The 12227-nt window shown below is 64.7% G+C and carries 8 protein-coding genes; 7 read left to right on the forward strand and 1 reads right to left on the reverse strand.

The features are described from left to right. The first annotated feature begins 33 nt into the window (after nt 1-33). The 3 genes from mdeB to MHZ91_RS25195 all read left to right on the forward strand — a co-directional run bounded on the left by mdeB (nt 34) and on the right by MHZ91_RS25195 (nt 5798). Entirely contained in the window at nt 34-2721 is a 2688-nt protein-coding gene (gene mdeB, locus MHZ91_RS25185) for an alpha-ketoglutarate dehydrogenase (RefSeq protein WP_239216238.1), read from the forward strand. Between the two features lie 224 nt (nt 2722-2945). After that, the gene (locus MHZ91_RS25190; RefSeq protein WP_239216240.1) at nt 2946-5246 is read left to right on the forward strand and encodes an NADP-dependent malic enzyme; all 2301 of its coding nucleotides are present in this window, start codon (nt 2946-2948) and stop codon (nt 5244-5246) included. 99 nt (nt 5247-5345) lie between these two features. Beyond that, complete coding sequence (locus MHZ91_RS25195; protein ID WP_175122889.1) at nt 5346-5798, forward strand: DUF2214 family protein; 453 nt, start codon at nt 5346-5348, stop codon at nt 5796-5798. A 25-nt stretch (nt 5799-5823) separates the two neighbouring features. Here MHZ91_RS25195 and MHZ91_RS25200 read toward each other — a convergent pair whose 3' ends face one another. Next, nucleotides 5824-6936 carry a hypothetical protein gene (locus tag MHZ91_RS25200; protein ID WP_239216242.1) on the reverse strand — a complete coding sequence of 371 codons (1113 nt, stop codon included), beginning with the start codon at nt 6934-6936 and terminating at the stop codon, nt 5824-5826. Nucleotides 6937-7106: 170 nt separating this feature from the next. On the opposite strand from MHZ91_RS25200, the gene MHZ91_RS25205 reads away from it, so the two are divergent. The 4 genes from MHZ91_RS25205 (at nt 7107) to MHZ91_RS25220 (ending at nt 12214) form a co-directional block, all read left to right on the forward strand. Next, nucleotides 7107-7646, forward strand: a complete 540-nt coding sequence (locus tag MHZ91_RS25205) for a fimbrial protein (RefSeq protein WP_175122891.1) — start codon at nt 7107-7109, stop codon at nt 7644-7646. An 81-nt stretch (nt 7647-7727) separates the two neighbouring features. Then, nucleotides 7728-8465: a fimbria/pilus periplasmic chaperone gene (locus MHZ91_RS25210; protein WP_175122892.1), complete on the forward strand. Its 738-nt coding sequence runs from the start codon at nt 7728-7730 to the stop codon at nt 8463-8465. A 138-nt stretch (nt 8466-8603) separates the two neighbouring features. After that, nucleotides 8604-11174, forward strand: a complete 2571-nt coding sequence (locus MHZ91_RS25215) for a fimbria/pilus outer membrane usher protein (RefSeq protein ID WP_239216244.1) — start codon at nt 8604-8606, stop codon at nt 11172-11174. A gap of 14 nt (nt 11175-11188) precedes the next feature. After that, nucleotides 11189-12214, forward strand: a complete 1026-nt coding sequence (locus MHZ91_RS25220) for a fimbrial protein (RefSeq protein WP_175122894.1) — start codon at nt 11189-11191, stop codon at nt 12212-12214. Nucleotides 12215-12227: the final 13 nt, after the last annotated feature.

Raw genomic sequence — 12227 nt, forward strand, 5'->3', positions numbered from 1 at the left:
TAGGATGAGGATAAAAACAGGAGACGACTTACCATGCTCGACCCTCGCCAGCCTCTTTCCGCATCGGCCCGCCAAGACGACGCCGACCCCGCAGAAACCGCCGAATGGCGCGAAGCGCTGCAGTCCCTGCTGGAGGCGGACGGGGCCGATCGTGCCGGCTATGTGCTGGACAGCGTGCTGGGCCATGCCGCCTCGCTCGGCCTGCGCGCCAACAGCCAGACCCGCACCGCGTACCTGAACACCATTCCCGCCGACCAGGAACCGCCGTTTCCCGGCAATCTGGCCGTCGAAGAACGCATTGCCCGCATCAACCGCTGGAACGCGCTGGCGATGGTGGTGCGCGCCAACCAGGCGCATGGCGAACTCGGCGGCCACATTGCCAGCTATGCATCTGCCGCCGACCTGTTCGAGGTCGGCTTCAACCACTTCTTTCGGGCGCGTGCAGACGGCAGTCCCGGCGACATCGTCTACATGCAGCCGCACTCTGCGCCCGGCGTGTACGCGCGCGCCTTCCTGGAGGGCTTTCTGGGCGAGGACGACCTGGCGCACTTCCGCCAGGAAATCACGGCCACCACGCGCGGCCTGCGAGGCCTGTCGTCCTACCCCCACCCGTGGCTGATGCCCGACTTCTGGCAGTTCCCCACGGGTTCGATGGGTATCGGCCCCATCAACGCGATCTACCAGGCGCGCTTCATGCGCTACCTGGAGCACCGCTCGCTCGTGCCCGGCGCCGACCGCAAGGTGTGGGGCATTTTTGGCGACGGCGAAATGGACGAGCCCGAATCCATCGCCGCGCTCACGCTGGCCGCGCGCGAAAAGCTCGACAACCTGATCTTCGTCGTCAACTGCAACCTGCAACGCCTGGACGGTCCCGTGCGCGGCAACGGCCGCATCATCGACGAGCTGGAAACCCTGTATGCGGGTGCCGGCTGGAACGTCATCAAGCTGGTCTGGGGCAGCGACTGGGACGCCCTGCTGCGCCGGGACACGGGCGGCGCGCTGGCCCGCGCCTTCGCCAACACCGTGGACGGCCAGTTCCAGACCTTCGCGGCCAACGACGGCGCCTTCAACCGCGCCCATTTCTTCAACCAGAATCCCGAACTGGCTGCACTGGTGGCCGACTGGTCGGACGAAGCCATCGACCGCCTGAGCCGGGGCGGCCACGACATGGTGAAGATCCACGCGGCTTACCACCGCGCCGCGCGCCACCGCGGCCAGCCCACCGTCATCCTCGCGCAGACCAAGAAGGGGTTCGGCATGGGGACGGCCGGCCAGGGCAAGATGACCACCCACCAGCAGAAGAAGCTGGACGACGAGGCGCTGCTCGCCTTCCGCGACCGCTTCGCGCTGCCGATTTCCGACGCCGACTGCCTGGCGCTCAAGTTCTACCGGCCCGCCGACGACAGCGCCGAGCTGCGCCACCTGCAGGCGCGCCGCGCCGCGCTGGGCGGCTACATCCCGCGCCGCAATGCCGAAGCCCCGCGGCTCGCGCCCCCCGACGCGGACCAATGGGCGCGCTTCGCCCTGGCCGCCGACGGCAAGGAAATGTCCTCCACGATGGCCATCGTGCGCATGCTCACCGCGCTGCTCAAGGACCCGACCGTGGGTCCGCGCATCGTGCCCATCGTCGCGGACGAGGCCCGCACCTTCGGCATGGCCAACCTGTTCCGGCAGATCGGCATCTATTCCGCGCAGGGCCAGCTGTATGAACCCGAGGACATCGGCTCGGTGCTGTACTACCGCGAGGCCCGCGACGGCCAGATCCTCGAAGAAGGCATCACCGAGGCCGGCGCGATCTCGTCATGGACCGCGGCCGGCACCAGCTATTCGGTCAACGGCCTGCCGATGCTGCCCTTCTATATCTATTACTCGATGTTCGGATTCCAGCGCATCGGGGACCTGATCTGGGCCGCCGCCGACCAGCGCGCCCGGGGCTTTCTGATCGGCGCCACGTCGGGTCGCACGACGCTGGGCGGCGAGGGACTGCAACACCAGGACGGCTCCAGCCACATCATGGCCGCCACGGTGCCCAACTGCCGCGCCTACGACCCGGCCTACGCCTACGAGGTCGCCGTCATCGTCGAACACGGCATGCGCCGCATGCTGGACGAACAGCGCGACGAATTCTTCTACCTGACCGTCACCAACGAAAACCTGGCGCAGCCCGGCATGCCCCAGGACCCGGCCACGCGCGAAGGCATCCTGCGCGGCCTGTACCGGCTGCGGGCCGCGCGCGGCAAGGCGCAGGTCCGCCTTCTGGCCGCCGGCCCCATGTTGCGCGAGGCCGAGATGGCCGCCACGCGCCTGCAGGACGAATTCGGCGTGGGCGCCGAGGTCTGGAGCGTCACCAGCTATTCCGAGCTGGCCCGCAGCGGCCGCCAGGCTGAGCGCGCGCGCGTGCTGGGCCTGGACGCGCCCGACGATCAGGACTGGGTGCGCACCTGCCTGGGCGGCAGCGACGCGCCCGTAATCGGCGCGAGCGATTACGTGCGCGCCGTACCCGAACAGATCCGCGCGTACGTGCCCGCGCCCTACCGCACGCTCGGCACCGACGGGTTCGGCCGCAGCGACACCCGGGCCCGGTTGCGCGATTTCTTCGAGGTCAGCGCGGACTGGATCGTGCTGTACGCCCTGGACAGCCTGGGCAGGCAGAACGACACGCGCGCACTGCGCGAATCCCTGAATGCCGGCAGCCGCCAGGCGCCGCCCTGGGAGGTCTGACTCTCGTCCATCGAACCTCGACCATCGGACCGATGCACCGCTGGTGTTTGCTTGATTAAAAGCTAACCAAAGCGAACACTCGCTGCAGTGCAGCAACCAAGCACCCGCGCTTTCTGGTGAAATACGGGTGTTCCCCAAGCATTTCGCAAAGAATACGGCGGGCCGCGAGCCCGCCTTTTGTCATCCCTGTTTTTTTTCCGTTAGCCCTTTCAGGCCCCGATCCCATGGACGAAACTCTCACCAAACTGGCGTTGGACTACCACGCCTATCCCACTCCCGGCAAAATCTCGGTCACCCCGACCAAGACCCTGGCCAACCAGGACGACCTGTCCCTGGCCTACTCCCCCGGCGTGGCTGCGGCTTGCATGGCCATTTTCGACCAGGGCGACGACGCCGCCTCCAAGTACACCTCGCGCGGCAATCTCGTGGGCGTGATCACCAACGGCACCGCCGTGCTGGGCCTGGGCAACATCGGCCCGCTGGCCGCCAAGCCCGTGATGGAAGGCAAGGGTTGCCTGTTCAAGAAATTCGCCGGGATCGACGTGTTCGACATCGAACTGGCCGAGAACGATCCGGACAAGCTGGTCGACATCATCGCGGCGCTGGAACCCACGCTGGGCGGCGTCAACCTTGAAGACATCAAGGCGCCCGAATGCTTCTACATCGAGAAGAAGCTGCGCGAGCGCATGAAGATCCCCGTCTTCCATGACGACCAGCACGGCACCGCCATCATCTCGTCGGCCGCCATCCTGAACGGCCTGAAGGTCGTCAACAAGGACATCGGCTCGGTCAAGTTGGCGTGCTCGGGCGCCGGCGCCGCCGCCATCGCCTGCCTGGACCTGCTGGTTCACCTGGGCATCAAGCGCGAAAACATCTTCGTGGTGGACTCGCGCGGCGTCATCTGGGATGGCCGCGACGAAAACATGGAAGCCAACAAGAAGCGCTACGCGCAAAAGACCGACGCGCGCACGCTCGCTGACGTGGTCAATGGCGCCGACGTGTTCCTGGGTTGCTCCACCGCCGGCGTGCTCACCGCCGACATGGTCAAGACCATGGCCGACCGTCCGCTGATCCTGGCCCTGGCCAACCCGGAACCCGAAATCCGCCCCGAAGTCGCCAAGGCCGCGCGCCCCGACTGCATCATCGCGACCGGCCGTTCGGACTACCCGAACCAGGTCAACAACGTCCTGTGCTTCCCCTTCATCTTCCGCGGCGCCATGGATGCCGGCGCCTCGCGCATCACCGAAGAAATGAAGCTGGCGTGCGTCAAGGCCATCGCCGATCTGGCGCAGGCCGAGCAGAACGATGAAGTCGCCCGCGCCTACGCCGGCCAGGAACTGTCGTTCGGCCCCGAGTACATCATTCCGAAGCCGTTCGATCCGCGCCTCATCGTGCAGATCGCCCCGGCCGTGGCACAAGCTGCCGCCGACTCCGGCGTCGCCGCTCGTCCCATCGAAGACATCGAAGCCTACCGCCAGAAGCTGATGGGCTTCGTGTACCACTCGGGCCAACTGATGCGCCCGCTGTTCGCCCAGGCCAAGAAGGCGCCCAAGCGCGTCATCTACGCCGACGGCGAAGACGAACGCGTCCTGCGCGCCGTGCAGACGGTGGCGGACGAAAAGCTGGCGTTCCCGATCCTGATCGGCCGTCCCGCCGTCATCGAGATGCGCATCCAGAAGGCCGGCCTGCGCCTGGTCGCCGGCGAGCACTTCGAGATCGTCGACCCTGAAGACGACAGCCGCTTCAACGAGACGTGGAACGCGTACTACCAGCTGAAGGGCCGTGAAGGCGTGACGCCGGCCATCGCCAAGGCGATGATCCGCAAGCACAACACGCTGATCGGCGCGATGCTGCTGCGCCGTGGCGACGCCGATGCGCTGCTGTGCGGCGTGGCCAGCAAGTACGACAACCAGCTCAAGTACATCGACGAAATCATCGGCAAAAAGGAAGGCCAGACGTACGCCGCCCTGAACGTGCTGATGCTGCCCGACCAGACGCTGTTCGTCACCGACACGCACGTCAACGAGAACCCGTCGGCCGACGAAGTCGCCAGCATCACCATCCAGGCCGCCGATGAGATGCTGCGTTTCGGCGTCGTGCCCAAGATTGCCCTGCTGTCGCACTCGAACTTCGGCAGCCGCGTCACGGAGTCGTCGCGCAAGATGGCCGCTGCGCGCCAGATCGTGCAAGACCGCGCGCCCGATCTCGAAGTCGACGGCGAAATGCACGCTGATGCCGCCCTGTCCGAAAAGATCCGCGTCCTGGCCTACCCGGACAGCACGCTGAAGGGCCGCGCCAACCTGCTGGTCATGCCCAATCTGGACACGGGCAACATCACGTACAACATGCTGAAGATGACCGGCAGCAATGGCGTCGCGATGGGTCCGATCCTGCTGGGCGCCGCGCGTCCCGTGCACATCCTGACCACCAGCGCCACCGTGCGCCGCATCGTCAACATGACGGCGCTGGCCGTGGTCGACGCGCAGCAGGAAGCCGCTGAAGAAGCCAAGAAGCGCCGCCGCTGATCGCACCGTCTCGCTGCAGACACGCGGGCGCCCCTGAACGGGGCGCCCGTTTTATTTCGGGATGGTAAAACCTAGCTTGTCCTTTACCCTGGAGACGACATGCTGGCCGATGCAATGTATGCCTGGTTCCACTATCTGGCGATCTTCGTAATGGTGGTGGTCATGACCGCCGAAGCCGTATTGCTGCGCCCCGACCTGACGGCCGCCGGCGTGAAGCGTCTTATCATCTACGACCGCCTCTATGGCCTGTCCGCGATCCTGGTGCTCATCACCGGTGTGCTGCGGCTGACGCTGGGCGCCAAAGGCGCGGCGTTCTACATGGGCAATCCCTGGTTCCACGCCAAGATCTCGCTCTTCGTCGTCATCGCGCTCTGTTCCATCCCGGCCACGCTCATCTTCCTGCGCTGGGCAAAGCAACGTCGCCAGCAGCCGGCGTTCGTCCCCGCCCTGCCCGAGATCAAGCGCGCCCGGCGCTGGGTGATGATCGCCTCGCACCTGTTCATCTTCCTGCCGCTCTTCGCGGTGCTGATGGCGCGCGGCATCGGCTATTGACGCATCCGGCGGCTGACGCGCCCGCTCAGGGGCAGCGCGCCCGGGCCGGGCGCGCCGGCTCCTTGCCGTCGATGATGAAGGTGTCGAAGCGGATCACGCCCGCCGCTTCGTTGTCCACGATGTCCACGACCTCGCCTTGCAGCGTCTGCAAGACGGACTTGCCCTCCGGCACATCCTCATGGCCGGCGCGCTTGGCAGCCTGCCCGTTCCACGGCGAAAAAACCAGCACACCGGGATACGGTTCGCGCTCGCCCGCGGCCTTGCGCCGCGCAGTCTTGAATTGCGTGCCGGCGGGGTAGGTCAGCCCGCCGAACGGGGTGCTGCAGGCGAGCTCCGCATCCGTGACCCGCAGCACTTCGCGCGACGCATCCAGATAAAGGCTCGGCCGGCTCAGGTAAAGCCCGAACACCTGCACGGCAGTCGTGCCATTCACGCTCACCCGCCAACGGTCCGGGTCGCGCGAACCATCGGTATAGACGGTGCCGTCAGACCCCCGTAGCACGGCCCCCGGCGCGATCTCCAGGTCTGCGGCCCGGTTGCCGTCCGCCAGCACACATTGTTCAAACGCCTTCAAGGCGCCATCGGGCATCACGTCGAACTCGATGTCCTGCGTGGCATCGCAACGCCAGCCCTGCACGTCCTGCGCACCGGCGCCGCGCAGAATGACCGATCGCGGATGCCTGCCCAGCAGCACATACGTGTCCTTCTCGTATTCGGCATCGAGATAACGCCGCACGAACGTCGCGTTCACACCCAGCATGGACACCGCCTGCGGAAAGCTGGCCTCGACGTAGGTGTCGAGTTTTCCTTCGTCCTGCAGTTTCAACCGCGTACCGGCAGGCATCGTGACACCGCTCACTGTCGTGGCCTGCTGCAACGTCACATTGCGTGCCGCTTCGCCGCGTTCGATCTCCCGCTCGATCTGCCACACCATGGCCTGGAACCACGCATAAAAGCCGAATGGCACCAACAGTGCCACGCACAGCAACGCCGACGTCTTCCAGTATTTGCGAACCGTGCGCCGCGCGCCGCGGCTGATCGCCAGAACCAGCCCCCATCCCAGCAGCAAGAGTCCTGCGAAGAAGCCGGCGGTAAGCAAGATGAAAAAACTGGCGCTGGGAAGTGCTATCGGAATCATGGCGGTGATGCTATCCGCAAAATTACTCTGTGGCGAATTATCAGAATTTTATTAAAGACACCACTTCTCAGACCGAATGTAATGACCCCTGTCGACGGAAACACACCCTGAACCGCTGAAAAACACCGTCGGCAAATCGTTTTTCAGCCCTTTTTGACAGACATCAAATCATGAAATCCAAGGTGTTCATTGCGCTGGCCATCAGCGCCTTCGCTTCCACTTCGCAACTGGCGTTCGCCGCCGACGGCACAATCAATTTCACGGGCGCAATCTCCGCCAACACGTGCACCATCGACGGCAACGGCAGCGGCAACAAGAATTTCAACGTGCTCATGCCCTCGGTCGGCGTCGACGCCCTGACCACGGCAGGCCAAACGGCCGGTACCACGCCTTTCACCATCCGACTGACCGCATGCACCCCGGACACGGGCACGGTCCACACCCTTTTCGAACCCGGCTCCAATGGCAATGCCGCAACCGGCAACCTGACAATCGGCGCGGGTGGCGCAAACAACGTTGAAATCCGTCTTCTGAATGGCGACGCAACGCCCATCAACGTCACGGTGGCCGACGAAGCCCAGAACTCCAAAGCCGTTTCCCTGAGCAGCGGCGAAGCCTCGCTCAATTACCTGGCCCAGTATTTCGCACTCGGTCAGGCCAGCGCCGGCCACGTAACCGCCACCGCCAAATACACCATCATTTACCAATAAGCCGCCAGGCTTGGCCTCTGCAATGCCTTGAAGCCGCCCGGATCAGTAGTCAAGACCCACCGTTATAGTCCGAGGAATCCGATGAACCCATTCAACGTAGTCATTGCCGCCACCGCGTTGGCAGGCTGTATTTCCGCCGCAGCGCCGGCCACCGCATCCGTCGTCATTGGCGGCACTCGCATCATCTACGAGGCCGGGCAGGCGGAAGTCAACGTCAAGCTCAAGAACGAGGGCAGCCAGCCCGCCCTCACCCAGGCCTGGATCGACAAGGGCGACGCCAAGGCGGCGCCGGGATCCATCCAGGTGCCGTTTATCGTGACCCCGCCCGTCACCCGGATCGACCAGGGCAAGGGCCAGACCCTGCGCCTGATGCACACGGGCGAACCGATGGTCCAGGACAAAGAGTCCGTATTCTGGCTCAACGTGCTGGAAATTCCGCCCAAGGACAAAGCCAACCAGAACCTGCTGCAGATGGCATTCCGCTCGCGGATCAAGCTGTTCTACCGGCCCGCAGGGCTCAAAGGCATGGCCGAGGACGCGCCCTCGCAAGTCAGCTGGCGCCTGGTCAAGTCCGGCAACCGCAACGCCATCGAAGCCACCAATCCCACGCCGTATCACGTCACCTTCATCGAGGTAAACGTGGCAAGCAACGGCAAGCGCGCAAAGTTCACCGACGGGGACATGCTTGCCCCGGGCGAAAAAAAGATCCTTCCCCTTGTGGGCGACGTGGTCCAGGGCGCAAATGCCGAAGTCACGTACCGCTTCCTGAATGACCATGGCGGCGCGGTCAAAGGCGCCCGGTCCGTCAGCGCCACCTAGCACGACACAAGCATTACCGGCCCGGATCGACCGGCCGGCTGTCTGCTCACCCATCCCACTCCCGACGCCAGCAACGCGGCACGATCGGCCGGCATCAGCCTGCCGGCAGCGCCGCGCCTGATCACGCCCCTGCCCATCATGGAACGTCTTGCCACCACGCCGCATTTCGCGCTCGTCGCGATCACGCTAAGCCTGCTCAGCGCAACTGCCTGGGCCTCAGGCAGCACCGAGCTCGCCGCCATGGAAGCGGACGTGGAGTTCAACGATGCCTTTCTGGGCGGCGCGAACGTGGACGTCAGCCAGTTCTCGCGCTCAAACAGCGCAATCCCGGGCGCCTACCGTCTCGACGTGCTGGTGAACGACCGCTGGCTGGGTCGCTCTGACGTGCGCATCGATAAATCGTCTTCCGCAAACGCGCCGCTTCAGGCGTGCTTCGATCAGGCGCTCGTGGAGCTGGTGGGCATCGATCTTGCCAAGGTTGACGCCGCGGGCGCCGGACGGTTGTCGGGCGACCAATGTGTTGCGCTGACCGACCTGGTGAAGGAAGCGCGCGCGGAGTTCGATGCGGGCGAGCAGCGGCTGATCGTGACGGTGCCGCAAGCGTCGCTGGTCCGGCAGGGCCGCGGTTTCGTGGACCCCAAACATTGGGACGAAGGAGTGCCCGCCGCGCTTCTGAATTACAACGCCAACTTCTACACCTCTCGCGCCGATGGCAAGGCTTCGACGCAGAGTTTTGCGGGCCTGAATGCCGGCGCGAACTTGGGCCCCTGGCGCCTGCGTCACACCGGCAACGCGACCAAGGACAGCAAGCGCGGCCTGCAGTATCAAAGCGTGCAGACGAATCTGCAGCGCAACATCACCGGCATGAAAAGCCAGCTGGTCATCGGCGACGCGTTCACGGACGGGTCCACTTTCGACAGCGTCGGGTTTCGCGGCGTACAGATGTCCAGCGACGATCGCATGTATCCCGAATCGCAGCGCGGCTTTGCGCCTACCCTGCGCGGCATCGCCAACACCAACGCGCGCGTCCAGGTCCGCCAGAACGGCAACATCATTTACGAAACCACCGTGGCCCCCGGCCCGTTCATCATCGACGACCTGTATGCCACCGGATACGGCGGCGACCTGGAAATGGTGGTCAACGAAGCCGACGGCCGTGTCCTGGTCTCCCGGGTTCCTTTCTCTGGCGCCGTGAATTCCTTGCGCCCGGGCGTGACCCGATACAGCGTGACCGCGGGCCAATACCGCACGCCGCAGACGGCCGATCGGCCGTTGATGGCGCAAGCGACCGTGCAGCATGGCATCAACAATCTCGTGACCGCCTACGGCGGCCTGACCGCGGCCCAAGGCTACGGCGCCGTATTGGGCGGCGCCGCGTTGAACACGGACTTCGGCGCGTTTGGGCTGGACATCACGCAGGCGGCCACGCGCCTGCCCAAAGAAAAGAACCGCAATGGACAAAGCGTCAAACTTAGCTACTCCAAGTTTCTGGAGCCCACCAGCACCAGCCTCACCCTGGGCGCCTATCGCTATTCCAGCCGCGGCTACCTCAGCATGGCCGACGCCATGGAACTGCGATCCCGGCAGGAGCACGGGCAAGGCGCAGGTCAATATGGAACGCAGCGCGGCCGCCTGCAGGCGACCATCAACCAGAAACTGCCGCAGGGTTATGGGTCCGTCCATTTCACCGGATCGACGCAGGATTACTGGGACAAACCCGGCCGCGATACCCAGCTCCAGGCCGGTTACAGCAACAGCTACAAGAACGTGAACTACAGCGTGTCGGCGACGCGTCAGCTCAACGTGGGTACGCAGAAGTGGGACAACCAGGTCATGCTCAACGTGGGCATTCCGCTGGGCCGCAACCAGAACCCGGTCTACGCGTCGACCAGCATGCAGAAGGGATCGGATGGTTCGGGCAGCATCCAGCAGTCGGTGGCGGGAGCCCTCGGCGCCGGCAACGCGTTCAACTATGGCGTGAGCGCCGGGCGCGCCATGTCGTCAAATGGTCCAGCCAACACCAACATCGCGGCAAACGCCTCGTACCGCACGCCGGTGGCGGCCGTGTCGGCCAACGCCAGCACCAGCTCGAACTACACGCAATACGGTGCGGGCCTTTCCGGCGGCGTTGTGGCGTATGGCGGCGGCGTCGTCATGACCCCGAACTCCGGCGAAACGATCGCAATCGTCGAGGCCAAAGACGCTGCCGGCGCCCGGGTGCTGACCAGCAGCGGGGTGCGCCTGGATTCCAAGGGCCGCGGCGTCGTATCGACCTTGACGCCCTACGCCAGAAACAGCATCGAGCTCGACCCTAAGGGCCTGCCGCTGAACGTCGAACTCAAGGCGACCGAACAACATGTGGCCCCCACCGCCGGCGCGGTGGTTCGGCTGAGCTTCGAAACCGAAAGCGCTGGAAGCGCGGCGCTGCTGACGGTTGCCACGCGCAGCGGCGAACCCCTTCCCTTCGGCGCCGACGTGCGGGACGCAGAGGGCAACAGCGTGGGTGTCGTGGCACAGGGCGGCCGCATTCTCGCGCGCGGACTGAAGAACAAACAAGGTGTCCTGACCGTGAAATGGGGCGCGAACGATGGCGAAACCTGCACGTTCGGTTACGCCCTTCCCGAGCAGCGATCCAAGGCCGAATCGCTGCCTCAGGCAACCGGCCTGCTCTGCGAAGAGACGGCGCCCCGCCTGATCGCCAAAAACTGACGACGAGAACATTGATGAAAAAGACCATCCTGCTTGCCGGGGCCACGCTGATTGCCCTGCTGGGTTCCACCACCTCGTGGGCCGCCTCAACCTGCACCCAGACGATAAGCGCGGTTTCCGTGAATACGCCGCCGCACATCACAGTACCTCGGGATGCCGCCGTTGGCACGGCCCTCACCGACTGGCTGACGACCGATTCCACTGCCGACTGGTTCAAGTGCAACGTTTCCGGAGGGGCCACCACGGGCACGGGTATGCGCGCCCTGATTCCCAGCGCAGGACAGACGAAGGTGGTTGACGGAGTTACCTACGAGGTCCATGCGACGGGCGTCGACGGCCTCGGCATCATCATCGGCGCCCGGAGCTTCATCAACGGCTGCAGTTGGTCGGCATTCCAAGCCCTCAGCCGGAACTGGAGAACAAGGGCATGCAACATGCAAGGCGCCGTCACCAACGGCGGACAGCTACGCGCGATGTTCGTTAAGACCGGGCCGGTTGCCACCGGCATTGTTTCGCCGATAACCATTGCATCCACCGCATCGTTCTCGAATGAAGTCGGCAGCATTCTCACCCAGGATCCCGGCCTCGAGATCAATTTCGTCACCATGGCGGTGTTGCTGTTCTCGCAGGCATGCACCACGCCCGACGTTTCCGTGCTTCTCGGATCCCCCAAGGCATCCGTCTTCAAGGGCAAAGGGACATCCAGTGAGCCGGTTCCATTCGATATTTCGTTGAATGGCTGCCCGGCGGGAATGAGCGCCATCCACTACCAGATCGACGCCGTCACGCCCGTCCTGGACGCCGCAAACGCGGTCATCGGGCTGGACGCGGCCTCATCCGCGACGGGCGTTGGCATCCAGTTGCTGGACGGAGACGGAAATCCGGCAGTGCTGGGCGCCAAGCTGCCGTTTACCGGCTACAACAGCGCGTCGGGCGGCAGCTTCAAGATCCCCTTGCGCGCGAAATACCGTCAAACCGGTGACAAGGTCACACCCGGTTCGGCTAACTCGGCAGTGACTTTCACGATGAACTATCTGTAGCTGCCAACGCAAG

Origin of the sequence: Achromobacter sp. ACRQX (assembly GCF_022346505.1) — a bacterium.
GTDB classification, from domain to species: Bacteria; Pseudomonadota; Gammaproteobacteria; order Burkholderiales; family Burkholderiaceae_B; genus Achromobacter; species Achromobacter animicus.